28 protein-coding genes are annotated in these 26860 nt (G+C 32.9%); 13 read left to right on the top strand and 15 right to left on the bottom strand.

Annotation, left to right across the window (positions count from 1 at the left end; translation table 11 throughout):
* Positions 1 to 229 precede the first annotated feature (229 nt).
* The 8 genes from RT99_RS09950 to RT99_RS09920 form a co-directional block, all read right to left on the bottom strand.
* Positions 230 to 1315 carry a nitronate monooxygenase family protein gene (locus RT99_RS09950; protein WP_042564556.1) on the bottom strand — a complete coding sequence of 362 codons (1086 nt, stop codon included), beginning with the start codon at positions 1313 to 1315 and terminating at the stop codon, positions 230 to 232.
* 17 nt (positions 1316 to 1332) lie between these two features.
* Positions 1333 to 1782, bottom strand: a complete 450-nt coding sequence (locus RT99_RS09945) for a nuclear transport factor 2 family protein (RefSeq protein WP_042564555.1) — start codon at positions 1780 to 1782, stop codon at positions 1333 to 1335.
* Positions 1783 to 1784: 2 nt separating this feature from the next.
* Positions 1785 to 2519, bottom strand: coding sequence for an SDR family NAD(P)-dependent oxidoreductase (locus RT99_RS09940; protein ID WP_042564554.1), 735 nt, complete (start codon positions 2517 to 2519; stop codon positions 1785 to 1787).
* Positions 2520 to 2524: 5 nt separating this feature from the next.
* Complete coding sequence (locus RT99_RS09935; RefSeq protein ID WP_042564553.1) at positions 2525 to 2743, bottom strand: 4-oxalocrotonate tautomerase family protein; 219 nt, start codon at positions 2741 to 2743, stop codon at positions 2525 to 2527.
* Between the two features lie 4 nt (positions 2744 to 2747).
* Positions 2748 to 3185 (bottom strand): YceI family protein, encoded by a 438-nt coding sequence (locus RT99_RS09930; protein WP_242607185.1) that lies wholly within the window; start codon positions 3183 to 3185, stop codon positions 2748 to 2750.
* Positions 3148 to 3303 (bottom strand): hypothetical protein, encoded by a 156-nt coding sequence (locus RT99_RS25675; protein ID WP_242607184.1) that lies wholly within the window; start codon positions 3301 to 3303, stop codon positions 3148 to 3150. The genes RT99_RS09930 and RT99_RS25675 overlap by 38 nt, the downstream gene beginning before the upstream one ends.
* A 253-nt stretch (positions 3304 to 3556) precedes the next feature.
* Positions 3557 to 4123 carry a Crp/Fnr family transcriptional regulator gene (locus RT99_RS09925; RefSeq protein ID WP_042564552.1) on the bottom strand — a complete coding sequence of 189 codons (567 nt, stop codon included), beginning with the start codon at positions 4121 to 4123 and terminating at the stop codon, positions 3557 to 3559.
* A 255-nt stretch (positions 4124 to 4378) separates the two neighbouring features.
* Complete coding sequence (locus RT99_RS09920; RefSeq protein WP_042564551.1) at positions 4379 to 5125, bottom strand: SDR family oxidoreductase; 747 nt, start codon at positions 5123 to 5125, stop codon at positions 4379 to 4381.
* Between the two features lie 273 nt (positions 5126 to 5398).
* Between RT99_RS09920 and RT99_RS09915 the strand changes: the two genes are divergently transcribed.
* From RT99_RS09915 to RT99_RS09890, 6 genes are all read left to right on the top strand, one after another.
* Positions 5399 to 5743, top strand: a complete 345-nt coding sequence (locus RT99_RS09915) for a helix-turn-helix domain-containing protein (RefSeq protein WP_042564550.1) — start codon at positions 5399 to 5401, stop codon at positions 5741 to 5743.
* 74 nt (positions 5744 to 5817) lie between these two features.
* Complete coding sequence (locus RT99_RS09910; RefSeq protein WP_042564549.1) at positions 5818 to 6408, top strand: TetR/AcrR family transcriptional regulator; 591 nt, start codon at positions 5818 to 5820, stop codon at positions 6406 to 6408.
* Positions 6409 to 6537: 129 nt separating this feature from the next.
* Positions 6538 to 6999: a PaaI family thioesterase gene (locus RT99_RS09905; protein WP_042564548.1), complete on the top strand. Its 462-nt coding sequence runs from the start codon at positions 6538 to 6540 to the stop codon at positions 6997 to 6999.
* A gap of 271 nt (positions 7000 to 7270) precedes the next feature.
* Positions 7271 to 7858: a TetR/AcrR family transcriptional regulator gene (locus RT99_RS09900; RefSeq protein ID WP_042564547.1), complete on the top strand. Its 588-nt coding sequence runs from the start codon at positions 7271 to 7273 to the stop codon at positions 7856 to 7858.
* Between the two features lie 140 nt (positions 7859 to 7998).
* On the top strand, positions 7999 to 8811 hold the full coding sequence (locus tag RT99_RS09895) for an SDR family NAD(P)-dependent oxidoreductase (protein ID WP_042564546.1): 813 nt from the start codon (positions 7999 to 8001) through the stop codon (positions 8809 to 8811).
* A 327-nt stretch (positions 8812 to 9138) separates the two neighbouring features.
* Positions 9139 to 9363 (top strand): hypothetical protein, encoded by a 225-nt coding sequence (locus RT99_RS09890; RefSeq protein WP_042564545.1) that lies wholly within the window; start codon positions 9139 to 9141, stop codon positions 9361 to 9363.
* Between the two features lie 120 nt (positions 9364 to 9483).
* On the opposite strand, the gene RT99_RS25320 is transcribed toward RT99_RS09890, so the two are convergent.
* Together RT99_RS25320 and RT99_RS09885 are read right to left on the bottom strand one after the other, a co-directional pair.
* Positions 9484 to 9651, bottom strand: a complete 168-nt coding sequence (locus RT99_RS25320) for a hypothetical protein (RefSeq protein WP_158549424.1) — start codon at positions 9649 to 9651, stop codon at positions 9484 to 9486.
* A 55-nt stretch (positions 9652 to 9706) separates the two neighbouring features.
* Positions 9707 to 10243 carry a hypothetical protein gene (locus tag RT99_RS09885; protein ID WP_242607183.1) on the bottom strand — a complete coding sequence of 179 codons (537 nt, stop codon included), beginning with the start codon at positions 10241 to 10243 and terminating at the stop codon, positions 9707 to 9709.
* A gap of 315 nt (positions 10244 to 10558) precedes the next feature.
* On the opposite strand from RT99_RS09885, the gene RT99_RS09880 reads away from it, so the two are divergent.
* The 7 genes from RT99_RS09880 to RT99_RS09850 all read left to right on the top strand — a co-directional run bounded on the left by RT99_RS09880 (position 10559) and on the right by RT99_RS09850 (position 22850).
* Complete coding sequence (locus RT99_RS09880; protein ID WP_042564544.1) at positions 10559 to 12904, top strand: class I SAM-dependent DNA methyltransferase; 2346 nt, start codon at positions 10559 to 10561, stop codon at positions 12902 to 12904.
* Positions 12905 to 12907: 3 nt separating this feature from the next.
* On the top strand, positions 12908 to 14197 hold the full coding sequence (locus tag RT99_RS09875) for a restriction endonuclease subunit S (protein WP_165587194.1): 1290 nt from the start codon (positions 12908 to 12910) through the stop codon (positions 14195 to 14197).
* Positions 14198 to 16015 (top strand): DUF262 domain-containing protein, encoded by a 1818-nt coding sequence (locus RT99_RS09870; protein WP_042564542.1) that lies wholly within the window; start codon positions 14198 to 14200, stop codon positions 16013 to 16015.
* A gap of 2 nt (positions 16016 to 16017) precedes the next feature.
* Complete coding sequence (locus RT99_RS09865; protein ID WP_042564541.1) at positions 16018 to 18192, top strand: DUF262 domain-containing protein; 2175 nt, start codon at positions 16018 to 16020, stop codon at positions 18190 to 18192.
* Positions 18193 to 18197: 5 nt separating this feature from the next.
* The gene (locus RT99_RS09860; protein ID WP_042564540.1) at positions 18198 to 21233 is read left to right on the top strand and encodes a type I restriction endonuclease subunit R; all 3036 of its coding nucleotides are present in this window, start codon (positions 18198 to 18200) and stop codon (positions 21231 to 21233) included.
* A 349-nt stretch (positions 21234 to 21582) separates the two neighbouring features.
* Positions 21583 to 21999, top strand: coding sequence for an OsmC family protein (locus RT99_RS09855; RefSeq protein ID WP_042564539.1), 417 nt, complete (start codon positions 21583 to 21585; stop codon positions 21997 to 21999).
* 56 nt (positions 22000 to 22055) lie between these two features.
* Complete coding sequence (locus tag RT99_RS09850; RefSeq protein WP_042564538.1) at positions 22056 to 22850, top strand: alpha/beta hydrolase; 795 nt, start codon at positions 22056 to 22058, stop codon at positions 22848 to 22850.
* Between the two features lie 265 nt (positions 22851 to 23115).
* Here RT99_RS09850 and RT99_RS09845 read toward each other — a convergent pair whose 3' ends face one another.
* The 5 genes from RT99_RS09845 to RT99_RS09825 form a co-directional block, all read right to left on the bottom strand.
* Positions 23116 to 24087 carry a hydrogen peroxide-inducible genes activator gene (locus tag RT99_RS09845; RefSeq protein ID WP_042564537.1) on the bottom strand — a complete coding sequence of 324 codons (972 nt, stop codon included), beginning with the start codon at positions 24085 to 24087 and terminating at the stop codon, positions 23116 to 23118.
* Positions 24088 to 24286: 199 nt separating this feature from the next.
* Positions 24287 to 24613 carry a helix-turn-helix transcriptional regulator gene (locus tag RT99_RS09840; protein ID WP_042564536.1) on the bottom strand — a complete coding sequence of 109 codons (327 nt, stop codon included), beginning with the start codon at positions 24611 to 24613 and terminating at the stop codon, positions 24287 to 24289.
* A gap of 1 nt (position 24614) precedes the next feature.
* Complete coding sequence (locus tag RT99_RS09835; RefSeq protein WP_042564535.1) at positions 24615 to 25043, bottom strand: SRPBCC domain-containing protein; 429 nt, start codon at positions 25041 to 25043, stop codon at positions 24615 to 24617.
* A 122-nt stretch (positions 25044 to 25165) separates the two neighbouring features.
* Positions 25166 to 25891: a siderophore-interacting protein gene (locus RT99_RS09830; RefSeq protein WP_042564534.1), complete on the bottom strand. Its 726-nt coding sequence runs from the start codon at positions 25889 to 25891 to the stop codon at positions 25166 to 25168.
* Positions 25892 to 25972: 81 nt separating this feature from the next.
* On the bottom strand, positions 25973 to 26821 hold the full coding sequence (locus tag RT99_RS09825) for an AraC family transcriptional regulator (protein ID WP_052483638.1): 849 nt from the start codon (positions 26819 to 26821) through the stop codon (positions 25973 to 25975).
* Positions 26822 to 26860: the final 39 nt, after the last annotated feature.

Genomic DNA, 26860 nt, shown 5'->3' with positions numbered 1-26860 from the left:
GATTATTATTATAATACCTCGTAGAGGTTACATATTGGTAGAAAAAAAACCGCACACCAAAATTGTCCCGTAGGGACTACATATCATTTGAAGTGATTTCTTGATACGTTTTAAAATAAACACCACAGTCCCGACACTTCGGGATAAAAACCTGTCGGGTTTAAAAATCTTTTATATAAAAAAAAGACCGCCTTTCCCTGGCAGTCTCTTCTTAATCAAACTCATTTAATTAAACTTTCAAATCATTAAAATAACTTGTTGTTTCTTCAATCAGCGAATGCATTAGATCTTTTGCTTTTGTATGTTTTAAAATGGGAGAAATTTGTCCGCCCCAAAATAAGATCATATCCCATTTTTGCTGCTCAAGTGCTGCTTTTCGCAATGGCGAAATTAAAGTCGTTTGTAGCGGAAATGGCAGAATATTTTCTTCTTTGCCAATTAAGTCTTTTGCAATTCTGCTGGTTATTCCGCGTCCGAGTCTGCCTGTATAGGCTCTTGATAAAGTGGTGTATTTTGCTGCATCAGAAAATAACATTTCTCTGTGAATGGGTAATGCGTTCGATTCATCGGTGGCAAGAAACGCGGTTCCTATCTGGGCGGCGTCTGCACCTAATGCCAAAGCTGCTGCAACACCTTTTCCGTTTGCGATTCCGCCGGCGGCGATGATAGGTGTTTTTATTTTTTCCCTCATTAATTGTACTAAAGCAAAAGTTCCCGTTAAGGATGATTCGGCAGAAGCCAAAAAAGAAGGTCTGTGTCCGCCAGCTTCAAAGCCCGAAGCAATAATCATATCAACTCCTGCGGCTTCCAGAAAAATGGCTTCGTCCAAAGTCGTTGCCGCACCAACTGTTGTGATTCCTTTTTTGCGGCATTCTTCTAAAACATCGGCCGAAGGCACGCCAAACATAAAGCTAAATACTTTTGGGCGAATGTCTAAAATAACGTCTAATTGGTTTTCGAATCTGGATTGAAACGGCGCTGGTTTTTCCGGTAACGGAATTCCAACTTCATCAAAATAAGGTTGATATTGCTGGATGGTTTTAGCAAATTTATCATCTGTTAAACCACCTTGCGGAATATCATGATCTGAAACCCAAAGATTGATGTTATACGGTTTATTGGTTGCCGCTTTTATTTGTTTGTCTACATCAAAAATCTCCTGCGGACTCATGGTATAAGCTCCATATCCGCCTAAACCACCGGCGTTAGATACCGTTGCGGTCAACTCAACCGAAGATAAATTTCCCCCAAACGGCCCCTGCATAATTGGATAATCAATACCCAATAATTCTGTTATTTTTGTATGATTCCACATTGCTTTTTCGTTTAAAATTATTGACTTAAGTCAGTCAGCATTTTATTGACAATAAGCCATTTTCCGTTAATCTTATGAAAAGATAAAAAATCCCGATAATAAAAGTCATACATTTTAACATTAATTTCGGCTACGGCAATTGAATTTACAACCCGAATATCCAAAATTTCTCCTTTAAAAGGCTTTCCGGAATCCTTCGGACTTTGTCTGTTTTTTACGCCGTCGAGATATAAATCTACGGTCTTGAAATAAGGCTGTCCTTTTATATCACCGTAAACCAATGTTCCGGGATAAAAAATGCTTCCCAAAATCCTTACATCTCCTTCATAAATGCCTTTAAAATAATTGTTTTCTATGGCATTTGTAATTGCTGCAACATCTTCCTGATTTTCCATTTTGCTGTTATTTTGTGCTTTTATGCCCTGTAAATTCCAGAGCATAAAAGCAATTAATAAAAAAGTTTTCATTATTAGTTTAAATTGTGTCCGGCACCTTTACCGCCATCAACATTAATGATTGATCCGGTAATAAAAGTGCTTTTTGCAACGATGTATACCATTTCGGCAACATCATCTATTTCGCCAACTCTGTTTAGCAAATGTAAACCCGCATTCTGATCGGCTTTGTCTCCGTGCATTGGTGTACGGATAACGCCAGGTGCAACAGTATTGATACGAATGTTTTGTTTTCCAAATTCGGCTGCCAGCTGAATTGTAAGCGCATGAATTGCACCTTTGCTTGAAACAGGTGCCGAAGCCGGCCATCCGCCTAATCCATGGTTCACCAACGGCGTTCCGATATTGATTACAACACCATCTTTTTGTTTCAGCATTTGCGGAATCACGGATTGTGTTGTAAAATAAGTTCCTTTAAAGTTTGTAGTCAGAAATTTATCTAAGTAAGCTTCATCAACTTCAAGAAATGGTTTGCTGTCAAAAATTCCGGCATTGTTGACCAATACATCTACAGAACCAAATTTTTCGATGGCAATTTTTACTAATTCCTCACCTGTTTGTTTTTTGCTCACATCTCCGGCAAACATCGCCAGATTATCGCCTGCACCAAACTCATTATAAGTGTTTTCTAATGCACTTGGCGTTACTGAATTGATGACAACATTATCGCCTCTGTCCAAAAAGTATTTAGTGATTCCTTTTCCTATACCAGAAGCTGCTCCGGTAACGATTATAGTTTGTTTTTTCATGATATTTATTTTTTATCGGCTGTTATGCCTTTTTCTCTTAATACTGATACTTGTTCGCCTGCGTAACCCCAATCGTCTAATTCTATTTCCTGAATCACGACATGTGTTAAATGCGGATCTTTATTTAAAACATCTGTAATTAAATTGGTTATGCCGCTTATTAATTCCTGTTTTTGCTCGCGGGTTACTCCTTCGCGGGTCAATTCGATTTTTACGTAAGGCATGGCTTTAGTTTTTAGATTGTTCTGAAAGAACGGCTTCGGCAGTAATAGTAAAATCTAAGTCAAAGTCGTTGTAGATTAATGTGTCGCCCAAATCTGTAAAGAAATTTCCAGAACGGAATCTGATATCGTATTTGGTACGGTCAATAATCAGTTTACCAGAAAGTTTAATTTCGTTTCTGCTGTTTTCTACTTTGGCATCAAAACCAACAAGATGTGTAATATCTTTTATGGTCAGATTTCCTTCAAGATGATAAGTGTTGTTTGAAATTTCTTTTACAGAAAGAATATCCAATGTTGCGGTAGGGAATTTTTCGATAGAGAAAAAATCATCCGAAGCAAGGTGTCCGGCAAATTGTGCATTTGTAGCCGGATCTGTAACATCCAGAATTTTTATTGTCGAAGTATTAATGATGATGTTTCCACCATTTATTTTTTCCGTCATTCAGGATAAAATTACCTTCTTTGATACCAATTGTTCCATTATGTGCGCCGGTTACTTTTCTTCCGGTCCAATCGATTTGGCTGTTTGCGCTTACGATTTTAAAATTTGTTGTTTCCATTGTTATTGTATTTAATTGTTGTTGTATTTAAAGTACAGTACAAAGGAACGGCGACTATGGAAGTTGGTTACGTGATGTAGATCACATTCGGATTTTGGGGTATTATTTCACGCAGATTTTAAAAGATTTAAGCAGATTTGGCAGATAATTAATATTTAAATCTGCTCAAATCTGCCAAATCTGCGTGAAACATTTTTTTTAATCTGCGTGAAAAAAAATCATTTTAATCTGTGAAATCTGTGGCTAAAAAAAATCAGGAGTTATTAAGCCTGCTTAAAGTTTCTCTGGAAACACCCAGATAAGCAGCAATTAAATGTTTGGGAACAAGGTTGTAAAGTTGTGGATATAATGCCAAAAGTTCTTCGTAACGTGTTTTGACATTGTTATTCATAAAAGATAAAAGGCGTTTTTGAGAGGCAACATATCCTTTATTGGTTCGCCAACGGAAAAAGTGTTCGATTTGATGAAATTCGGCACAAAGTTTTTCACGATCAGCGTTTGAAAGGCAAAGCAATTCAACATCAGAAATACAATCTATATTAATAGTTGCTTTTGTTTGATTGTATAAAGCCGCGTAGTCCGATGTCCACCAGGTTGGCATTGCAAACTGCAGAATATACATTTTAATGTCGTCGTTAATGTAAAAAGCCTTTACACAACCCGAAATTACAAAATACTCACAATCAACTTTATCACCTACGCTAATAATCGTTTGGCCTTTTTTGAAAGACTGCGGTTTAAAATGCGAAAAGAAATAGTCAAACTCTTCATCTGTTAATGAAACGGTTTTGGAGATGTGGTCTTTTAGGAGTTGTTTCATGGAAAAAGATTCTAAGTTGCTAAGGTACTAAGATTCTAAGTTTTTTTCTGAACTTGGAATTTGGAATTTTTAGGAGCTATTTCCTGCTGTCCGCTGTATCTTTTATGGTGAACCCCACCATAAAAGGATGCCGCTCCCATCAGGGCTAGGGCAGTCGTTTTCAAAAGATATAACAAAAATTAAACATTAGAGTCTTAGCAGCTTAAAAAAACTTAGAATCTTAGCATCTCAGTCCCGAGACTTCGGGATAGCCACTTAGGCCAAAACCATCCCTCCGTCCATAATAAAATCGGCTCCGGTGATGAATTTTGAGGCGTCGCTGCTTAGGTGCGAAACCATTTTGGCAACGTCTTCGGTGGTTCCCATTTGTTTTAGGGGAACTTTACTTTCTACCACAACATCCATAATGGTTTTAATGGTTTCCTTGTCTAAACCTACTTTGTTCATGACTTCGGTTTCTGTTGGTCCCGGACTAACGGAGTTTACTCTGATTTTTCTTGGTGCTAGTTCTAAGGCTGCAATTTTCATAACCGAATTTAGCGCTGCTTTGCTAGAAGAATAAACAGATGATCCTGCACCACTCATACTCGCTGTGTTTGAAGAAAGAAATACAACCGAAGCGCTATCTTTTAAAATAGGAATGAATTTGCTTAATGTAAAATACGCTCCTCTAAAATTGATGTTGATGATACTGTCAAATAAAGCTTCGGTAGTTTGTTCGACTGTACCTAAACCAGCGATTCCGGCATTGATAAAAAGGATATCAACCTGCCCGAAATCTTGTTTTACTTTGGCAACCAGATTTTCGGTGTCTCCAACATTCGACTGATCTGCTACAATCGCCGTTACACCCAATTCTGAAGCAGCTTTTTCTATCGCTTCTTTTCTTCTTCCGGTAATGATAACCGTTGCACCTTGTTCTTTTAATTGTTTTGCTGTTGCGTAACCTATTCCGCTATTTCCTCCGGTAATTACAGCAACTTTATTTTTTAAATCGTCCATTTTTATGTTTTTTAAATTAACGGGACAAAGTTAAATGGTAAAACATATTGCTTTTTTGATGGTATCATGGAGTATACTGGAATTGTTTTTGTTTACCATGTAAGTGTTGTTTTTTCACCATATAAGTTCATTTAAAAAAGTTTGCTTATAGTTGAAGTGATATAAGTCTAACAGAAACTTTAATTAGGTTTGCTCTTATATTTACTTATATCACTTATATGGTTTAAAATAAAAATAAAATCTTTTTTATACTTTTATTGAAAAACAAACAGCATGGCTAGAAATCAGAAAGAAGAGTTTCAGGCGCTTCAGGATACAATATATGTTTTGGGTGGAAAATGGAAATTACCCATCATCAATTCTATCTGTAATGGCAATACGCGATTTACAGAAATTCTGCAAAGTATTCCCGGAATTACTTCGCGCATGCTTTCGAAAGAATTGAAAGATATGGAATCAAATAATCTCGTAAAAAGAACTGAAGATCGTGATGCAAAGATTCCTATACTTTATGAATCAACCGATTACTGCAAATCTTTTGGACCAATTATAACGGAGATGATCAAGTGGGGAATTTCTCATCGGGAACATATTAAAAATCAAAGAGAAAGAGTTTAAAATTTATTTCTTTTTTAAAATGGCTTTAAAATTATACCGATTGGTATATATTTGTACTTTCAAATCATTTTATTATGAGTAAAGCCGAAAAAACCAAACAATTTATTATAGAAAAAACTGCTCCTATTTTTAACACAAAAGGATATAGCGGTACTTCTATGAGCGATATTACAGAAGCTACCGGACTTACAAAAGGCAGTATTTATGGCAATTTTGAAAATAAAGACGAAGTGGCAATTGCTGCTTTTAAATACAATATCAAAAAGCTTCAGGATACTTTTGCCAATGAAATTGAGAAACAAAAAACCTTCAAAGACAAATTATTAGTTTATCCGCGTTTGTATTCTCATTATTATGATTTAAAAGTTACAAGAGGCGGATGTCCGATTTTGAATACCGCTACCGAAGCTGATGATACACATACGATTCTTAAAAAAAATGTGGAAAGAGCACTTCTTTGGTGGAAAGAAAAACTCATATACTTTATTGAGCAAGGCATTCTTGCCGGTGAATTTAAAGCCAAAGAAATTAATCCCGAACAAATTGCCCTAACTTTTATCGCCATTATCGAAGGCGCTGTTATGATTGCAAAAGTGACCGGGGATTTTAACAATTTACCAAAGATTATGGTTTCATTAAATAAAATTATTAATGACCTAGAGTAACTTTTTTTTAAATTAAAAATATACCGATCAGTATAAAAACAGTTAGAGGTAAAATATAGAAGTAAATGTCAAACACAAACTACATTTCCATTTTTACATCTAACATTTTACAAATCACAAATCACAATTATGGAAAGAAAAACTAGATTACAAGTATTACAAGATCACCTTGATAGAGAATTTACGGCTTCTCCCTCGCCTTTTATGCTTTGGATGAAACCTATAGTAGTGGTTGCCGAAGAAGGAACGGTAACTTTTAAATATGTGGTAAGAGAAGAGATGTCGAACCCGATAAAATCGCTACACGGAGGCGTTACGGCTGCTATTGCAGATGATTGTATTGGTGCTACTTTATTTTCTTTGGATGAAGAAAACTTTTACACCACCATAAACTTAAACGTGGATTATTTTGCTCCGGCTCATGTGGGCGATACTATTTTGGCCAAAACATTAATCATAAAAAAAGGCCGACAATTTGTAAACGTACAATGCGAAATCTGGAACGAAGCACAAACCCGATTAATTGCCCGCGCCTACTCTAATTTATTTAAAACCAATGTGGTAAAAAAGGTTTTAGAATCTGATAAATAAGCCTTTGTGTACTTTATTTAACACATAGAAACATAGATTTTTTTAGCCACGAATTCACGAATTTTTTATAATTATGTACGCAATTATTCGTGAATTCGTGGCTATTTAGCACATATAAATTAATCTTTCTAATCTGCGAAATCTGTGGCAAAAAACTTCGTCACAAAAATCTATCTACGATGAAAATCACAAATAAATCATAATAAATTTGTTTTTTATGACCAATCGGTCATATATTTGCATTGTAATTCAAACGAACAAATAAAAAATCATGTCTAAGGGAGAAGAAACCAGACAATTTATCATAGAAAAAGCCGCCCCTATTTTTAATGTAAAAGGGATTGCAGCAACAGCTATGAGCGATATTATGGAGGCTACCAAACTCTCAAAGGGAAGTATGTATGTTCATTTTGAAAACAAAGAAGTTTTGGCCTGCGCTGCCGTAGATCATAACATGAAGGTTTTGGGTGATAAAATCCTGGCTGCGATCAGCAAAGCTAAAACGGCAAAAGAAGAATTATTCATTTATATTGATTTTTTTGATAACCCACTAAATCCACCAATTACGGGTGGTTGTCCTCTATTAAATTTTGGAATGGAAGCGGATGACACCAACCCTATTGTAAAAGAAAAAGTAAACGGGGGAATTAAATTTACACAGCAGATATTAGAAAACAGCATCAATAAAGGAATTACCAACGGCGAATTTAAACCAGATTGGAATGCCTCAGACTTTGCAACAATAATTTTTGCCATGCTAGAAGGCGGGAATCTTATTTCGAGAACGTCCGGAAGCAACGATAAAATGAAAGTGATTATTAGAACACTAAAAGAAATGATTGAAGAAAAAAGCTATTAACTTTTTTTTTATCCAAAAAATGACCGATCAGTCATTTTTAAAAATCAATATCAAAAATCAAATACACAGTTAAACAAATAAACGATTAAACAAAATTTACAATTCACCATTAATAATTAACAATTAAAAATTTAGAAATCATGTCAAAAACAATTTTACTTTCAGGAGCATCAAAAGGATTTGGAAAAGCCTGGACAGAAGCATTTTTAGAAAAAGGATATCAGGTAGCTGCAACAGCCAGAAATATTGATACACTAAACGATTTAAAAGCAAAATATGGCGATGCCATTTTACCGCTTAAATTAGACGTAAACAATCGCGAAGAATCGATTGCAGTTGTAGAAAAAGTAAAACAACACTTCGGAAAAATTGATGTATTAATCAACAATGCCGGTTATGCCTTAAACGGAGCGGTAGAAGAAGCAAGCGAAAAAGAAGCGAGAGCACAATTTGAAACTAATTTCTTTGGAACGCTTTGGTTAACTCAAGCGGTTTTACCGATTATGAGAAACCAAAAAAGCGGACATATTATTCAGGTTTCTTCTATTTTAGGAATCGCAACTTTACCAAATTTAGGTCTTTACAACGCTTCTAAATTTGCTGTTGAAGGTCTTACTGAAACATTGGCTCAAGAGGTAAAACAATTCGGAATCAATGTTACTTTGGTAGAACCAAATGGCTATTTTACAGATATTTGGGGTAACGGTTTCAACAGCGAAATCATCGATGATTATGAAGGAATGAGAAAAGCGATTGCAGAAGGACATGATCCTGATACTTTCGGAAAAACGGAATTTACGGTACCTGCCATTCTTAAATTGGTTGATGCTCAAAACCCACCTTTACGCCTGTTTTTAGGAAAAGTGGCGTTGCCATTAGCCAAACAAGTTTACACGCAAAAATTAGCAACCTGGGAAGAATGGGCTGATGTTTCTGTAGCGGCTCACGGGTAATTTATATTTCTGATTTTTTTAAGTTGATGAAAACGAGATTGTTTCTTTTAGGAGAAATGGTCTCGTTTTTTTATGGAGCTATTTCCCTGCTGACCTTATCATATTTGTTGGGAACCTTAAAAAGGATCTTCTCTTCATTATAGACTAATACATTTTGAAGTAAATACTTTACAATCGAATTTAATATCTTAAAATCTATTTAATCCTGAAAAGTGATATTTTACATATAAACATCTAACAACATGTGAATTACATAACTATTCCGGGTTTATATATAAGTCTAAAGGCAACCACTGCTGTACTTTTGGCGTATCTAAACAAACAATCATGGAAAAGTCAATAAAAAATAGCGAAATTCATAAAGTAGATTCATTACACAGCGAAATTTGTGTAGCTTATAACAATGATTTTACCTATCGAAAAGCCTATAAAGGAGATTGGGGTCATTGGGATGATTTGCCTGAAACTTCCTCATCAAACTTAAGTTGTGCTGAAAACGACGGAAATTCTATTGGACAAAACGAAAGCCCAAGTGAAAATACCTACCTATAGTCGCGAAGACGCGATTAAATATAAATAGCTTTGCGAACTTTGCGGTTTAAAAAAAATGAAAACGAGACTATCTCTGAAAAGAAATAATCTCGTTTTTTTATTTTTATAAAGAACAGAAATCTAAATGGGTAATGATTTTAAATTCTGTAACGTTTTTTTAGCCAGTTCAATTTTATCTGTAAACAAATCTCTCCCTTTTATCTCATCTGCTACTTTAGAAATCTTTTTCTTAGTTGCAGTTGACATAGAAATGATTTTTGTGACTTTATCGACTTTTTTATTTTCCATCACTCTCCTATTTAATTGATTATTAATACAAACGTCAATTATTATACAAAATTATCTAATTTTTTTTATAAACCAGTACCGCGATGTAATTATTTTGCGGAACATACTCAACAAAAGTCTCTTTTTGTTCGTCATAACCAAAAAAGAGATATTCTTTTGATAGCGCTGCAAAGTGTTTATTGACAAAATACGTATAGATTCTTATTCTCCTGTTTCTATTTTTACAGGCTTCATCGCAGTTTTTAAAGCAAGAAATTCGGCATTCTTCTTCAAACAAATCTGAACTGTCACTGCCCTGCACATAAATAGGAAATCCCGGATTGTCCTGAAAAAATTTTGGCACAGTATTTAAAACCGTATTAAACACGGTTCGCATATCGCCATTATTACTGCTTTCGTTATCTGAAATACTTTTGGTTTCAAAATCATAATCGCCAAAACCCAGATTATACATAATCAAACCCGTCTGCGTTTTAAAACCCGAATACTGAACGGCTTTAATGAGCTTTTTTGCGCCTTTACTCTCAAAAAGATATTGAACAATAGTACTTTCTATTGATAAATTGGTTTCGTAAATATCTATATTGTTCAAGTGCTTTTTTATGCTAAAATATTAAAATTTTCTTACAGTTTTGTGGGTAAAATTTAATAATATAATTAGAAATATTAATTTTAATTTTCTACTAGCATTACTATAAGTGTTTCAAGAAATAGATAAGACAAAAATAATAATAGAGCTTTTAAAATATGAAAAAATATGAAAATACGGAAAACCGTAAGTTTGAACTAACACTAAAATCTATTTTTGCAAACAAGAAGAATCTATACAAACAAACTTAGGTTAACAACCTTGAAATTTATAGTTTTACATCTTTCATAATAAACTACAAGAATAACAAAATAATTAATGAATCAATCTGTCCACAATAAATTAGTTTCCTTCATTTGGTCAATAGCAGACGACTGTTTGCGAGATGTTTACGTTAGAGGTAAGTATCGTGATGTAATTTTACCAATGGTTGTTTTACGACGATTAGACGCCTTATTAGAACCAACTAAAGATGCCGTTATGGAAGAATTATTCTTTCAACGAGATGAAGCCGGCTTTACAGAATGGGATGAAAACGGATTACGTGCAGCTTCAGGATATGTATTTTATAACACAAGTGAATGGACTTTGCAACGTTTACACGATACTGCTACAAACAGTCAACAATTATTGCAAGCCAATTTTGAAGATTATTTAAATGGATTTAGCAACAATGTTAAAGAAATCATTGAAAAATTCAAGTTAAAAAGTCAAATCCGACACATGGCAAGCAAAGATGTTTTGCTTGATGTGTTAGAAAAATTTACTTCTCCTGATATTAACTTAACTCCTTTCGAGAAAAACGATAGTAATGGACGTAAACTTCCTGCTCTATCTAACTTGGGAATGGGTTATGTATTCGAAGAATTAATTAGAAAGTTTAACGAAGAAAATAATGAAGAAGCTGGAGAACACTTTACGCCTCGTGAAGTAATTGATTTAATGACTCATATTATTTTTGACCCAATCAAGAATAATTTGCCTCCTGTTATGACCATCTATGATCCTGCTTGCGGAAGTGGTGGAATGCTAACAGAATCTCAAAATTTCATTAAGGATGAGGATGGAGAAATTCGAGCAACAGGCGATGTTTATTTATATGGAAAAGAAATCAATGATGAAACTTATGCGATTTGTAAATCGGATATGATGATTAAAGGTAATAATCCTGAAAATATTCGTGTTGGTTCTACTTTATCTACTGATGAATTTGCAGGTACTACTTTCGATTTTATGTTATCTAATCCGCCTTATGGAAAATCATGGGCTAGTGAGCAAAAATATATTAAAGACGGTAAAGATGTAATTGATTCTCGTTTTCAAATAAAACTAAAAAACTATTGGGGAATCGAAGAGGATGCTGATGCGATACCTCGTTCCTCAGATGGTCAATTGTTGTTTTTGATGGAAATGGTCAGTAAAATGAAACCACTTTCACAAAGTTCAACAGGAACACGTATTGCTTCGGTTCACAACGGAAGTAGCTTGTTTACTGGAGATGCAGGTGGAGGCGAAAGCAATATTCGCCGTTACATTATCGAAAATGATTGGCTCGAAGCAATTGTGCAATTACCAAATAACTTGTTTTATAATACAGGAATTACAACTTACATTTGGATTTTAAGCAATAATAAAACGACTAATAGAAAAGGTAAAGTACAACTTATTGATGCAGGACAATTATACCGAAAACTGCGTAAGAATTTAGGAAACAAAAACTGCGAATTTTCAGCAGAAAATATTACTGAAATAGTAAAAACCTATACCACTTTAGAAGCAATTGAACGTAACACAGATAACAGTATTGCCTCAAAAATATTTGACAATAGTGATTTTGGTTACCACAAAGTAACTATCGAACGACCGAAACGTTTAAAGGCTCAATTTACTAAAGAAAAAATCGAAGAACTACGATACGATAAGTCTCTAAAAGAGGCGATGGTTTATGCTTATAAAATCTATGGTGAAGAAGTTTATACGGATATTGCAAAATATAAAAAAGACCTAATACATTGGGCAGAAAAGCAAGAACTTAATTTAAACAGCAAACAAGAAACTGCTCTAACGAATAAAACGCTTTGGGAAAAGCAAAAGTTTTTGTTAGACAATGGTTTGCTATTACTGCAAAAAATTGGAACAAAAGAATTCACGGATTTCAATAAATTTCGTTCACATGTGGATGAAGTAATTAAATCTGAAAAAATTAAACTTTCTGCTTCAGAGAAAAATGCAATACTCAATGCTATAAGCTGGTATGATGCTAATGCTGAAAAAGTTGTAAAAGGAATCATAAAGCTTTCTGGAGATAAACTAAAAAAGGTTTTAAAACACTTGGATTGTACCGAAAGTGAATTGCCAAATTTTGGTTATTATACAACCACTAAAAAAGGAGAATACATCACTTATGAAACCGAAAGCGATTTACGTGATACTGAAAATGTTCCATTGCAAGAAAACATCTATACCTATTTTTTAAGAGAGGTAAAACCGCATGTAGAAGAAGCTTGGATAAATCTGGATGTTACTAAAATTGGCTATGAAATAAGCTTTAATAAATATTTCTACCAACACAAACCTTTGCGTGATATCGTAGAAGTTACAAAAGATATTATTGATCTAGAAAAACTTAGCGATGGTTTAATTGCCGAAATTTTAAACTTGTAAATGATGAAAAAGTACGACAAGTATAAAAATAGCGGTGTTGAATGGTTAGGAGAAATTCCTGAGCAATGGAATTTTATCAGAATGAAACATTTATTTAAAGACCATTCCGAAAAAAATAAGCCAAATGAAGAATTATTATCCGTTACTCAAAACAAAGGTGTTGTCCCAAGAACTTGGGTTGAAAACAGAATGGTAATGCCTTCAGGTGCATTAGAATCTTTTAAATTCATTGAAAAAGGTGACTTTGCAATAAGTTTAAGATCTTTTGAAGGTGGATTAGAATATTGTCATCACGATGGTATTATAAGTCCTGCATATACAGTTTTAAAAACCAAAAGAAAAATTAACGAAAAATATTACAAGTATTTATTTAAGTCATTTTCATTCATCTCTGAATTACAAACAAGTGTGGTTGGGATTAGAGAAGGAAAAAACATTAGTTTTCCTGAATTATCATATTCGTTTTTACCTGTTCCAAAAGTCGAGGAACAAACCTCGATAGCCAATTTTCTTGATGATAAAACTGCCAAAATTGATCAAGCTATTACAATCAAACAAAAACAAATTGAATTGCTCAAAGAACGCAAACAAATACTGATTCATAAAGCGGTAACTAGAGGATTAAATGATGATGTAAAGTTGAAAGATAGCGGTGTGGAATGGATTGGGGAGATTCCTGAGCATTGGAAAGTTAAGAGATTGAAAGATATTTGTTCAATAAATTTAAACACTCTACCAGAAAATACTAATAAAAATTTTGAATTTAAATATGTTGATATTGGAAGTGTAAGTCTAGAAAATGGTATAAATAATATTGAAGATTATACTTTTAAAAATGCACCTTCGAGGGCAAGAAGAATAGCAAAAAAAGGAGATACCGTAATTTCGACCGTTAGAACATATTTAAAAGCCATTGATTTCATTGATGAAATTAAATCTACTTATATTTATTCAACTGGTTTTGCTGTTTTGCAACCTAAAAGCTTCATATATCCTGAGTTTTTAGCAAATTTTGTACGAAGTGATGCGTTTACAGAACAAGTAACTGTCAATTCAAAAGGCATGAGTTATCCAGCAATCAACAGTGCAGATATTGGTAGATTAACTGTTGTTCATTGTGAACTAGAAGAACAAATGCAAATTATTGAATACATAAAATCTTCTGTCATCAAAATTGTAAACGTAATTTCATTAAAAGAACAAGAAATTGAGAAATTGAAAGAGTATAAAATGTGTTTGATTGATGGGGTTGTAACTGGGAAGGTAAAGGTTTTTAAAAAAGAAAACATATAAATGGCTGAAAACAAACTACTATATAGCGTAAAAGAGATTTTTGATTCAAATGAATTTCTTTCACATCGTCAGGTTGAATATTTTAATATTCCACATTATCAGAGGGGATACAAATGGGAACCAAATAATGTTGAAAAGTTATTGAACGACATCTATACAAGTAGATTAAAAGACGATCTTTTTTACTGTATTCAAAACATTACAATTACTAAAAAAGATAATATTTACAATGTTATAGATGGTCAACAAAGGTTAACTACTTTAACTATTATATTATCTTATTTAGGAGAAAAAGAATTGGTTTATAACAAAGTTAGATTTCCTGAAAATAGCATAAGAGAATTTACAAATAAAGCCCTAAATAATTGGATTACAAATCACGATTTCGATTTTTATTCAGAGTTTAACAGCTGGAATGATATTGTTGCAACATATCCTGATTATGATTTGCAGGATATCTATTATATCGTGCAAGTTGCTTTAACAGTAAAAAAGTGGTTTGAAAAATTAAGAGAAAAAGAAGGTGAAAGGTATGTTGAAAATTTTAAAGCGAAGCTTTTACATAATGTAAAACTTATTGTTAATGAGGTTGAAGGAAGCCAATCTGAAGAGAAAATATTTGGAAATCTTAACTCCAAGAGAATTCCGTTAGATGGTTCCGACCTTATTCGTGCCATACTTATTACTAGAGTAGCTAAAGAAGAATCAAAAGATGAAGGTGATTTAAAAAATATCATTTTTGTTAATGAGAGAAGAATAAAATTAGGGTGGGAATTAGACCAAATCAATGCGTGGTGGAGTAAGAATGAAGTGAAAACTTATTTTAGAAGATTAGTAAACATTAAGTCTGAAAACATTGGAAAGAATAAATTGTTCAATGATGATTTTTACCCCATTAATTATTTGTATTTGCTATTCGCAGAGTCGAATAATAAAGATGTACTTTCTTTAGAATTAATTGAAAGTTCAAGTGAAGCTATAGCGTTATATAAAGATATAATCCATTTACATCATACGCTGTATGATTGGTTCCATGATAGAGAAATTTACCATTTATTAGGATACATTTTCGCAAATCAACCTACTCGAAAAGCCACTGATTTTAATAAAGTTTGGAAACTATGGAAAAAATGTTCAACGAGACACGTTTTTGTAAAAGAGTTAAAAGACTATATAAAATCTTACTTTACAGTAGAAGGTAGTATTGTAAATTTTACAGACCTTCACGTTAATTGGTATGACGACAATACAGATTTATTGATCAAAACGCTTTTGTTAATGGATATAATTGAATGTTTAAAAGAAAACATAGCGTTCCTTCCACCAGTGTATTTTAAAAAGAACCTTGAAGACATTGAACATATTTTTCCTAAAAATCCTAAAGATAAATCGAATGCCGAAATTGTAAAGTATGTAAAACTACTAATTAAAATAGGAGAACTTGAAGAGAAAGATGTAGATATTCTCAATTTAGAATCTAACTTAAATAATGAAGAATTTAAATCACAATTTATTGAGTTTTTAGTAGACAGAACTTCGGATATAAAAGAAAATTCAATTGGTAATTTAGTGTTACTTCATCGTTCGCTTAATAGAGGTCTAGGCAACAAAGTGTATGAACAAAAGCGCAGTAGGATAATTTCTTTTCATAACGAAGGGAACTTTATACAACCGCATACATTCAAGGTGTTTGTTAGAGATTTTCTTAGCGATACACAAAAAGACAGCTACACAGATAATGAGTTTTGGTTACAAAATGATATAATTAATAATGCTAGTTATATAAATCAACAAATCAATCATTTTTTTACCTATTAATCATGAGTGAAAATGCATTACAAGAAGTTTCAGTAGAAGAAATACTGCATCATTATAACTTAATTGTGCCCGAAATACAACGAGAGTATGTTTGGGGGTACAATGCACATAATATTATAGATGTTTTCATAAACGATGTTATAGAAGGAAGATCTACAAAAGATAGCAAAATACAATCCGAAAGCGAGAATTTACAAAATTTGATAGATTCTCCTTCGCTACCTGAAGAAACAAAAACAACTTTGAGAGCTGCTTTACAGCAAATGAATGATGCTTCTTTAGCAATGAATATAGGATTCCTGTATTCTTACCGCCCAGGTTATGGTTCAGCATCAAAAGATAGAGATTTGTATTTAATTGATGGTCAACAACGCTTTACCACTATATTCTTACTGCTGTTTTACTTTGCCATAAAAGAAAATAGAGAACGTGATTTTGTGAATCTGTTTAATATCAATATTTCCAAAGGATCTTTAGGCTTCGATTACAGAGTGAGAAATTTAACACATCATTTTTTTGTTGAATTATTTTCACACACGCAAACAATAGAAGATTTATTAGACGTTCGAAATAAAACATGGTTTCTAAATAACTTTTCGTTGGATGTAACTATTCGATCAATTGTTGGTGATGAGGATAGATATAGTATTTTCCAGAAATTCGATGAAAAATTTAAAAGTTCGACGGATAAGTACTTTGATTATATCAAGTCGAAAATTAAATTTTGGCACTTTAAAACGGAGGAAACCTCTCAAGGTGAAGAACTATATATTACAATGAATTCCAGAGGGCAACAATTGGCCGATAATGAGTCAATTAGAGCTAAGCTGTTTGATTCTGATATCGTGAGGAATAATCCTTTAGTATGGAGTGAAAAATGGGAAAAATGGCAAGATTTCTTTTGGAAAAACCGATTGAAAATAAGAGGTTTCAGTGCAGATGAAGGGTTCAATGAATTTTTACGTTGGTCGCAATTATTAAAGATGATTGAATTTCAATCGTTAAATAATGATGATGTTTTCGAAAAGAAAATTCATTATTTACAAAGTAATAAAAAGGACCTTGATACAACCTATTTAGAACTTAATGAACTTAGTAGTTATTTTGAATCATTGGCTTATATAAAAAACTTTTTCACTAAAAATCATTTAATAGATGTATTAAAACCATTTGATAAATTTAAAATTGAATTTAATTTCTCTGAATTTATTAATGGAAGTTTTCTAAATCAAAATCAGCTTTTTATTTTATTGCCATTGTTAGCTTATTGTAAAAAACATATTGAATCTAACATTCCAATTGACGATTTTGGTTTTTTAAGAGTTTTTCAGTTTGTTTCTAATTTGTCCAATGATAGTAATGTTAAAAAATCCGTTCGAGATCTAATATCTAATATGGTTCAACATATTAATATGCTTGAAATAGGAGAAGATGTTACGGCTCTATTAGTGAAGAAGGATATATCTAAAACAATTTTAAACGAGGAACAGAGAACTAAATTAATTATTTATAATAATTATGCAGATAACAGATTAAGAATTGAAGACGCATTTTGGTTTTGTACAATGCTTAAGTATAATGATGGTGAAATTTTACATTTAATAAAATTATCTCTAGAAATTGAATCTGATTTTAATATTGAGGTTTTCGAAAATATAGTTGAAGCTTATTCTTTATATTTAAAATATGAGCATATTTTAAAGGGAGAATTAATACCTACTAATGCATATTTTCGAGATAATGATAAAGTTATTCGCAAAAGCGATTTTTATAAACAATCAGGTTTCTTAGAATTAATTAAAAAATTATATCAGTTTTCTAATCCTGATATGGATTCTTTTATTCAAATTAATCAAAAAAATTGGTTTATCGATAGGTATGAAAATGAAAGTGCTTTACTTGATGAATTGAATGCCCAAAATCAACTGTATATAATTTACATATTGAAATATAACCAAGTATTAGGAATGTCTAAACATTTTTGGGAGAATGGAAGATTTAATTTCGGGGTTTGGAGTTCGTACGGTAATTGTAAAACTATTTTTAACAATAAAGTGATTTATCAATTGATCAAATCTAAATTTGTCGCAAATAGTGAATATATATTTGACTTTCATTCAAAAAAAACAAATCTAAAAGACGTATTTGCAGCTTTAGAAAACTGGTCTAAAAATTAGAAAATATGCCAAGCCAAACTAACGAACAAGCTTTAGAAGCTACTATAGAAAAACAACTTACAGGTTCTTGTCTAGAAGATTTGAAACAAGACGGAGATATTCAAGAAAGAAGAGAATTATATCGTTCGGGCAACGGCTATTATATCGGTTATGCTTCAGATTTCAATGCAAAATATGCTATTGATGAAGTTCGTTTTTGGCATTTTCTAGAAACCACACAAGCAGAAGAACTGGCTAAACTACAAAAGCAAAACGATTGGAAACTGAAAATTCTGGAACGTTTTGATCGTTTGGTGAAAAAGTATGGCATTTTACGTTTACTCCGTAAAGGTCTTGAAGTAGATGATGCTCATTTTACATTATTATACGTTTTGCCTTTAGCGAGTAGTAGTCCATCAGCTAAAGCTAATTTCGAAAATAATGAATTTAGCGTTTCCCGCCAAATTAGATATTCTTTACTCAATCAGCGCGAAGAAATAGATATGGTGGTGTTTGTAAATGGTATTCCACTGGCTACAATGGAACTCAAAAATCATTGGACTGGTCAAAATGCCAAAGTTCATGGACAAAACCAATACAAAACGAAAAGAGATATTACACAACCTTTATTAAATTTTGGTCGTTGTATTGTGCATTTTGCTGTGGATACAGACGAAGTATATATGACAACCAAATTGGATGGCGCTAATACTTTCTTCTTGCCTTTCAACTTGGGACATAGCTACGGAAAAGGAAATCCTCCAAATCCGTTTGGACATAAAACATCATATTTATGGGATGAAGTGCTGACTCGTGAAAGTCTAGCCAATATCATTCAGCACTTTGTTCGTTTTGATGGAAAGGAAAATGATCCACTAAATAAAAAGAATTTATTTTTTCCTCGTTACCATCAAATGAATGTGGTACGAAAACTTATTGCAGATGCTAGTAAAAATGGTGTTGGACAAACATACTTAATTCAACACTCAGCTGGTTCTGGAAAATCAAACTCAATTACTTGGGCAGCATATCAATTAATTGAAACCTACCCTGAAAGTGAAACTACTCCAGGAAGTAGAGGAATAACAAATCCACTTTTTGATTCTGTGATCGTAGTTACAGATAGAAGATTGCTAGATAAACAATTACGAGAAAATATCAAGGAATTCTCTGAAGTAAAAAACATTGTAGCTCCAGCCTACTCCTCTAAAGAATTAAAAGAAAACTTAGAAAGCGGTAAAAGAATTATAATTACCACTATTCAAAAATTTCCCTTTATTGTTGATGGAATTGCAGATTTAAGTGACAAACGTTTTGCGGTAATTATTGATGAAGCCCACAGTAGTCAAAGTGGTTCTGCAGCCGACAATATGAATCGTGCTATGGGAATCAACAATGAAGAAGAGAATGAAGATCCTCAAGATAAGATAATCGAAATCATGCGTTCACGTAAGATGAGTAAGAACGCCTCTTATTTAGCCTTTACAGCCACTCCAAAATCAAATACTCTGGAAAAATTTGGAGAACAACAAGAAGATGGAAAATTCAAGCCATTTCATTTGTATTCAATGAAACAAGCAATCGAAGAAGGATTTATTCTAGATGTTTTAGCCAATTATACTACCTACAAAAGTTACTATGAGATAGAAAAATCAATAGAGGACAATCCATTGTTTGACACTAATAAAGCTCAAAAAAAATTGCGTGCCTTTGTTGAACAGCACAAACAGACAATTGCTATTAAGGCAGACATTGTTGTTGATCACTTTATCAATAAAATTGTAAATACAAAAAAGCTTAAAGGAAAGGCTAAAGCAATGGTCGCAACGCAAAGTATTGAGTCAGCTATAAAGTATTTCTTTGCTATTCAAAAAATACTAAAAGAAAAAAGAGAACCATTTAAAGTGGTGATTGCCTTTTCAGGTAAAAAAACAATCGATGGCATTGAATATACAGAAGATAGCATTAATGGTTTTGCAGAAAAAGATACAAGATATAAATTTGATAGCGACGAATATAAAATTTTAGTTGTCGCTAACAAATATCTAACTGGTTTTGACCAACCAAAACTAACCGCCATGTACGTAGACAAAAAACTACAGGGCGTTTTAGCAGTTCAGGCATTGTCTCGTTTAAATCGTTCAGCGAACAAATTAGGTAAAAAAACAGAAGATTTATTTGTACTTGATTTTTTCAATTCATCAGAAGATATGAAAGATGCTTTTGATCCATTTTATACAGCAACATCTTTAAATAAAGCTACTGATGTAAATGTTTTGCATGAAATAAAGGCAGTCTTAGATAACGTTGGAGTTTACGAATGGTCAGAAGTAGAAGATTTCGTAGATAAATATTTCAAAAAAGTTGATGCACAATTGTTAAGTCCAATAATTGATTTAGCTGCTGACCGATTCAATTCTCAATTAGAATTAGAAGAAAGTGAAAAAGCTGATTTTAAAATAAAAGCTAAACAATTTGTAAAAATATATGGTCAAATGGCATCCATTCTTCCATATGAAGTTTTAAACTGGGAAAAGCTATTTTGGTTTTTAAAATTCTTAATTCCAAAGTTGATTATTGTTGATACGAGTATAGATGCTTTAGATGAATTATTAAATTCAGTCGATTTATCTACTTATGGTTTAGAGCGTATAAAATTAAATACAACAATAAGTCTTGACGATGGGGAAACAGAATTAGATCCTCAAAATCCGAATCCAAGAGGTGCTCACGGAGGAGGAAAAGATGAAGATCCATTAGATGTAATTATAAATAGTTTTAATGAGAGATGGTTTCAAGCCTGGGAAGCTACTCCAGAAGAACGGAGAATTAAATTTTTGAGTTTAGCAAAAAATATTGAGGCTCATCCAGATTTTTTAGAGAAATATTCTGAAAATGCAGATACTCAAAATAGAGAAATAGCTTTCAAAAAAATGTTTGATGAGATTATTGCGCAACAACGTAAAATGGAACTTGATTTATATAAAAAAGTTACTCAAGATGACGCTTTTAGAATTGCTATGCAAGATACTTTGAAAAGGATGTTAAATTATAAAATTTAATATTAATAATTAGAACTTCTCTTTGTTCTATGTATTTGAAGGTAATTTAAAAACAAGCTCTTCAAGATAATAATATGTCGATATAATGACAATCATAATTTTTAACATTAAAGAAACTGCGTAAAATTTAAAAACATTTTATGCAGTTTTTTTATTTCAAAATTTTAGAAATAAAAAAGTAAATAATACTTCCATACTGAATCCCTTCCATACCAATCATTATAAATAAATTTAATAACCCTAAAAAATTATTAATTTGATTTATAAATACCTTCCCTATACCTTTGCTTCATCAAAATCAAACAACTGATTTGAAATAATTAAAAAACAACTTTAAAAAATAGAAATCATGAAATTTACAAGAAGAGCAAACGCAAACTGGAAAGGTACAGGAATGGAAGGAAAAGGAACTATTAGTACACAAAGTACAACGCTTAACGAAGCACAATTATCTTTTAAAACCCGTTTTGAACAAGGTGTTGGTACAAATCCTGAAGAATTAATCGCAGCAGCACATTCTGGCTGTTTTACCATGCAATTGAGCTTTTTACTTTCTGAAGCCGGTTTTGTTCCGGAAGATTTAGATACAGTAGCAAAAGTTACTTTCGAAGACGGAACCATCACTTTAATTCAATTAGAATTGACCGGAAAAGTACCTGGAATTTCTGCAGAAGATTTTCAGCAAACTGCTCAAAAAGCAAAAGAAATTTGTCCAATCTCAAAATTGTTAAATACTGAAATTACGTTATCTGTTACTTTAAACTAAATTCAATATCAATTGCAAAAATCAATATCAATATCAATTTTAAAAAATCTAAAATTATGAAAACACTATATATAAAAGGACAATTGAATCGTTATTTCTTGTTCGCCGCTTTGATCTTAAGTTTATTGTTTACTGCTGTAAATGTTAATGCGCAAGCTAAAAATGCTGCGCCACAAATTAAAAACGTAGTATTGGTTCACGGCGCTTTTGCAGACGGTTCGGGATACAGAGCACTTTACGAAGTTTTGACTAAAAAAGGTTACAATGTTACTATCGTTCAAAATCCGTTAAGCTCTTTGGAAGATGATGTTGCTGCAACAAACTTAGCGCTCGACAAACAAGACGGGCCAACTGTTTTGGTTGGACATTCATGGGGTGGAACTGTAATTACAGAAGCCGGAAATCACCCAAAAGTAGCGGCATTGGTTTACATCGCAGCTTTACAGCCTGATAACGGAGAAACTACTGTACAATGGCTTCAAACTGCGCCTCCTGCTCCAGAAAATGGTGTATTGCCTGTAGACGAAAAAGGAATTGTATATTACGATAAAGCCAAATACCATGCTGGTTTTGCTGCGGATATCAGCAAAGAACAAGCTGAATTTATGTACGCTTCGCAAGGTGCTTTTCACGCAAAAGGTTTCCTTACACCAGTTACTAAAGCAGCCTGGAGAGACAAACCTTCTTACGGAATTGTTGCTACAGAAGACAAAAGCATCAATCCTGATATCGAACGTGCGATGTACAAACGTTCTAACACAAAAATTACTGAGATAAAAGGAAGTCACGTGGTTTTTATGTCTCAGCCGGTAAAAGTGGCTAATGTGATTATTGAAGCTTCTAGAAATTAAATTCCAATCCCGAAGCGTCGGGATTAAATTCCAAATTCCAATATTTACATAATATTGTCATTCCGACGGAGGAGGAATCTTCGCAAGTAACTCTACAAAGATTATCGTCTTTCTGTGCGGAGTTACTTGCGAAGATTCTTCGTTCCTCAGAATGACAAATCGAGAATAAAAGCACAACTTTGAAAACAAAAATTCCAAATTCCAATCGCAACAGATTTGGAATTTGGAATTTTTGTTTTGGAATTTCTTTTAAAATATTGGAATTTCATGAAAATTTGCTGACTTCTTTCACAAAATAAGGCGAGTCGTTCCAACGAATTTTTCGATAAGCGAAGTCTTTTTTGAGAGAATCCGGAAGGCAATTCCAAATGGCTTCGTTCATTTTTTCTAAGAGTAATTTCTTTGAGAATGAATCTGAAACTACCAAACTTATTTCCCTTACCGGAATTGGTTCTTTAAAGGGTTTAAAAAGTCCGCTTGTAGATTCATTCATAACCGAAAGCTGTGGAATAATCGCAAAACCCAATTGTGCGCGAACGAGATTTTTTAAGGTTTCGATCGAACTAATGTCGTACGTAAACTGCTCTTTTATTTTGTCTGAATTTTTTAATCCGCAAATGTCTAAAAGCTGTGCATTGTAGCAAAATTCGTGATGAAGCAACAATAATTCAGTTTTATCTCCGGGCTGTAATTCATAAAAATCATTGTTTACCATTGGATGCGTTTCATTCAAATAAGCTACAAAAGGTTCTTTAAAAATAGGATGTTCTATTAAATTCGCATTTCCCGTTGGCGTTGCCATAATCGCGACATCAATCGCACCGGTTTCTAAATCCTTCATCAATTGTCCCGTATTAGATTCCCGAATGATAAAACGTACTTTTGGCGTCGCTTCTCTCATCGCATTAATAAACAGCGGAATCAAATACGGCGATAAAGTCGAAATAATACCAAGCTTCAATTCTCCTTCCAACAAGTTTTTTTCGTTGACCACAAAATCGCGGATTTCATCGGCTTCACGGAGAATTTTTTTGGCTTTATTGATTATTTCAATTCCTAGTAATGTTGGCGTAAGCGGCACTTTATTTCGATCAAAAATCTTGATTCCGATTTCTTCTTCGAGATTTTTTAACTGAATCGTAAGTCCGGGTTGTGTTACCATGCAGACTTCGGCGGCTCTTGCAAAATGGCGTTCTTCGTCTAAGGCTACGATATATTTTAATTGCTGAATGGTCATTACTTATAATTTTATTTTATAAAGATAAGTAAATATCAATTTAAATTTATAAACCGTGGCGTTTTACCGCAGAGTTCGCTAAGATTTACGCAAAAGATCGCTAAGAATTTTTTAATTGGAGGTTTTTAATAAACACAGAGTTCGCAAAGCTATATGAATATAGTTTTGCGAACTCTGCGGTAACATGTTAATAGTTGCTCTAATTCGGCAATTTAGTATCATCCATCAACGATTCTAACTTTTTCAGTTTAGAATTCCAGAATTGATCAAAGTACGAAATCCAGGTTTTTAGTTCTTCAAAACCGTCTTTTTTCAGACTGCAATAACGTTCACGCCCACTGTCTTGTATCGCAATAAAACCCGCATTATTCAGGATTTTAATGTGTTTTGAAACCGCGGGACGGCTCATATCAAAATGATCAGCAAGTGAGTTGATTGTCAGACGATCTTCGCAAAGCAAAAGCAACATTTTTCTTCTGCTTGGATCTCCAATGACCTGAAATGCATCAAGAGTTGGTACAGCCATTTTATGCGTTTATTAAGTTGGCAATTTTTTCGAATTTTTCCACCCATCCATGATTGAAACCATCGAAAAAACCAAGATTTTCCTCTTTGGCAAAACCATTATGTTCCAGGAAAACATTTGTGCCTTCTGCAGTTGGTTCCAGTTTCCATATTACGACAGAATCCAGTGTAATCTTACCTTCTCCTGGACCTGCTTTCCATGAATACGAAAGTTTTTTAAAAGGCTCCATTTCCAATAAAGTACAGTAAAAAATACCGTCAAAATTTAAACTCTCAATCGGATTGATTCTGAACTGAAAATCAGTTCCTACAACGGGTTGAAAGTTGTTTTTCATTAACCAAAGTTCCATTAAATCGGAATTGGTTAAATATTGCCAAACCTTTTCAGGAGAATGGGCAAAGAAATACTGATGTTTGATGCTTCTTTCCATAATAAGTAACTTTTAAGTTACACAAATATATAAGTAACTTTTGAGTTACGCAATTTATTTTGAAAAAAATATTTAAACACAGAGCTTTGTCAAAGTTTAAAACTTTGACAAAGCTATCAAAGTTAAAGCCCAATCTTCCCTTCTGCCCAATACGGCTGAGTATAAATATTTTTGTTCGAAACACCTTTTTCTCTTAACGCTTTTCTAAAAGCCTGAATCGATTTCGCATTTCCCAACAAATAAAATTGACCGTCTTTCCATAAGTTCCAAATTTCAGTGTCTAAGTTGTGAAGCGATTGTATGGCAAATTCTGCTTTGTTTACTGATTTTTGCACGATGTCTGTAATGAGTCCTAATTTTTTCGGTACTTCTGTCGATTCAGGATCTAATTCTAAAATGCCCAAATAATTATTTTCAGAGCGGTTAATTTCATCTTTCATACTATTAAAAACACTGATACAGGTTTCATCTCCAAAAAAGAAATGATATTTAGCTGCTGTATTAAAAACAGTAAAACCTCTCGGTAAACCAACCGTTATCTGGTCATTTGGTTGTAAGTTTTTAATGCATTCACTTCCCGGACCATTGTTATGAATATGAAAAATCACTTCGAAAGTTCCTGCTTTGCTATTCCATTTGCTTGGCGTGTAATTTCGGTAATTGGTTTCATCAATTCTGATGACAATTGCTTGCCCGATTTTAAATTTTACATGAGGAAAAACACCTTTGAATGCAATTATTTTTATATTAGGACTTGGCATTTCTACTGTAGTAACTTTTACTTTGCAAATTTTATTGCTAAAAGCTACTTCCATAAAATCACCAATAATTTTGGGCATAGAATTCATAATTTTTATGTTTTAAATTTCAATTCAAAATTGAAGCTAAAACATTAAAAATACATTGCATAAGAAATGGAGATGATTGGACTATTCACGGAATTTTTTCCGAAAAGCAAGTGGCGTTACGCCCGTAATTTTCTTAAATAACCTTGAAAAGTAAGTATGATCTTCGAATCCTAACATAAAAGCTATTTCTTTGACTTCGTTTTCAGTATAATACAATGATCTTTGTGCTTCGGTAATCATAGCATTTTGCAGCCAGTATGTAACCGATTTTCCCGATGAAGCCTTTACACAATCATTTAAATGTGAGGTAGTAATATTTAATTTCTTTGCAAAATAAGAGGGGCTTTCCAAAAAACTATTTTCTGAAAGCAGCTTTTTGAAATTGGCATAAATTAATCCTGATTGGTTTTTTAATTCCTTTACCTCATTTTTTGAGCCTGAATATATATTCGCTAAATTATAAACTAAGGCATTAAAAAGACCGTTAATGATCTGTGTTCTATTAGGATTCGAGCTTTTAAACGAACGATGCATTAAATCAATGGTATCTAAAAGTTCTTCCCGGTACGCCGGATCAATTGTATTGAGTTGTTCTGCAATTTTTAGATTCTGAAAAATTTCAATACAGTTATTTGGAATAAGAAATGGTGCTACGCCTATATAATATCCCGCTGCATCTGTTGAACCATCCTGCCCGTGATGAATTTGAAGCGGTTTTATCATCAATACATTAATAGGATTTATTTCGATATCAATCATATCACATTTCAAAACCGCCTGCCCTTTGGTAAGTACAAAAAATATAAAAAAATCATCCCGATGCGCCTCTAATTTATCATCGAAACCGGCTAAATCTTCAGCAGAATGATAGGCAACAAAAATACCGCCAACGGCTTCGGGACTTTGATTGTATATTGGGATTTTTTTCAAGGACTTTTTTATTACTTTCTAAAAATAACTAATTCACTC

This window comes from Flavobacterium sp. MEB061, from assembly GCF_000834715.1.
In the GTDB taxonomy this organism is placed as follows: domain Bacteria; phylum Bacteroidota; class Bacteroidia; order Flavobacteriales; family Flavobacteriaceae; genus Flavobacterium; species Flavobacterium pectinovorum.
The sequence above is the reverse complement of the archived record's forward strand: the minus strand, read 5'-3'. Positions and strand labels throughout refer to the sequence as shown.

What these genes read in the sequence shown, in the direction of transcription:
- RT99_RS09835 (WP_042564535.1), bottom strand. Translation starts at nt 25,043, where the DNA reads ATGGAAAGAAGCATCAAACATCAGTATTTCTTTGCCCATTCTCCTGAA.
- RT99_RS09830 (WP_042564534.1), bottom strand. Translation starts at nt 25,891, where the DNA reads ATGAATTCTATGCCCAAAATTATTGGTGATTTTATGGAAGTAGCTTTT.
- RT99_RS09940 (WP_042564554.1), bottom strand. Translation starts at nt 2,519, where the DNA reads ATGAAAAAACAAACTATAATCGTTACCGGAGCAGCTTCTGGTATAGGA.
- RT99_RS25320 (WP_158549424.1), bottom strand. Translation starts at nt 9,651, where the DNA reads ATGGAAAATAAAAAAGTCGATAAAGTCACAAAAATCATTTCTATGTCA.
- RT99_RS25675 (WP_242607184.1), bottom strand. Translation starts at nt 3,303, where the DNA reads ATGGAAACAACAAATTTTAAAATCGTAAGCGCAAACAGCCAAATCGAT.
- RT99_RS09900 (WP_042564547.1), top strand. Translation starts at nt 7,271, where the DNA reads ATGTCTAAGGGAGAAGAAACCAGACAATTTATCATAGAAAAAGCCGCC.
- RT99_RS09915 (WP_042564550.1), top strand. Translation starts at nt 5,399, where the DNA reads ATGGCTAGAAATCAGAAAGAAGAGTTTCAGGCGCTTCAGGATACAATA.
- RT99_RS09880 (WP_042564544.1), top strand. Translation starts at nt 10,559, where the DNA reads ATGAATCAATCTGTCCACAATAAATTAGTTTCCTTCATTTGGTCAATA.
- RT99_RS09910 (WP_042564549.1), top strand. Translation starts at nt 5,818, where the DNA reads ATGAGTAAAGCCGAAAAAACCAAACAATTTATTATAGAAAAAACTGCT.
- RT99_RS09905 (WP_042564548.1), top strand. Translation starts at nt 6,538, where the DNA reads ATGGAAAGAAAAACTAGATTACAAGTATTACAAGATCACCTTGATAGA.
- RT99_RS09870 (WP_042564542.1), top strand. Translation starts at nt 14,198, where the DNA reads ATGGCTGAAAACAAACTACTATATAGCGTAAAAGAGATTTTTGATTCA.
- RT99_RS09950 (WP_042564556.1), bottom strand. Translation starts at nt 1,315, where the DNA reads ATGTGGAATCATACAAAAATAACAGAATTATTGGGTATTGATTATCCA.
- RT99_RS09925 (WP_042564552.1), bottom strand. Translation starts at nt 4,123, where the DNA reads ATGAAACAACTCCTAAAAGACCACATCTCCAAAACCGTTTCATTAACA.
- RT99_RS09855 (WP_042564539.1), top strand. Translation starts at nt 21,583, where the DNA reads ATGAAATTTACAAGAAGAGCAAACGCAAACTGGAAAGGTACAGGAATG.
- RT99_RS09935 (WP_042564553.1), bottom strand. Translation starts at nt 2,743, where the DNA reads ATGCCTTACGTAAAAATCGAATTGACCCGCGAAGGAGTAACCCGCGAG.
- RT99_RS09875 (WP_165587194.1), top strand. Translation starts at nt 12,908, where the DNA reads ATGAAAAAGTACGACAAGTATAAAAATAGCGGTGTTGAATGGTTAGGA.
- RT99_RS09890 (WP_042564545.1), top strand. Translation starts at nt 9,139, where the DNA reads ATGGAAAAGTCAATAAAAAATAGCGAAATTCATAAAGTAGATTCATTA.
- RT99_RS09865 (WP_042564541.1), top strand. Translation starts at nt 16,018, where the DNA reads ATGAGTGAAAATGCATTACAAGAAGTTTCAGTAGAAGAAATACTGCAT.
- RT99_RS09945 (WP_042564555.1), bottom strand. Translation starts at nt 1,782, where the DNA reads ATGAAAACTTTTTTATTAATTGCTTTTATGCTCTGGAATTTACAGGGC.
- RT99_RS09860 (WP_042564540.1), top strand. Translation starts at nt 18,198, where the DNA reads ATGCCAAGCCAAACTAACGAACAAGCTTTAGAAGCTACTATAGAAAAA.
- RT99_RS09840 (WP_042564536.1), bottom strand. Translation starts at nt 24,613, where the DNA reads ATGGCTGTACCAACTCTTGATGCATTTCAGGTCATTGGAGATCCAAGC.
- RT99_RS09845 (WP_042564537.1), bottom strand. Translation starts at nt 24,087, where the DNA reads ATGACCATTCAGCAATTAAAATATATCGTAGCCTTAGACGAAGAACGC.
- RT99_RS09930 (WP_242607185.1), bottom strand. Translation starts at nt 3,185, where the DNA reads ATGACGGAAAAAATAAATGGTGGAAACATCATCATTAATACTTCGACA.
- RT99_RS09850 (WP_042564538.1), top strand. Translation starts at nt 22,056, where the DNA reads ATGAAAACACTATATATAAAAGGACAATTGAATCGTTATTTCTTGTTC.
- RT99_RS09920 (WP_042564551.1), bottom strand. Translation starts at nt 5,125, where the DNA reads ATGGACGATTTAAAAAATAAAGTTGCTGTAATTACCGGAGGAAATAGC.
- RT99_RS09895 (WP_042564546.1), top strand. Translation starts at nt 7,999, where the DNA reads ATGTCAAAAACAATTTTACTTTCAGGAGCATCAAAAGGATTTGGAAAA.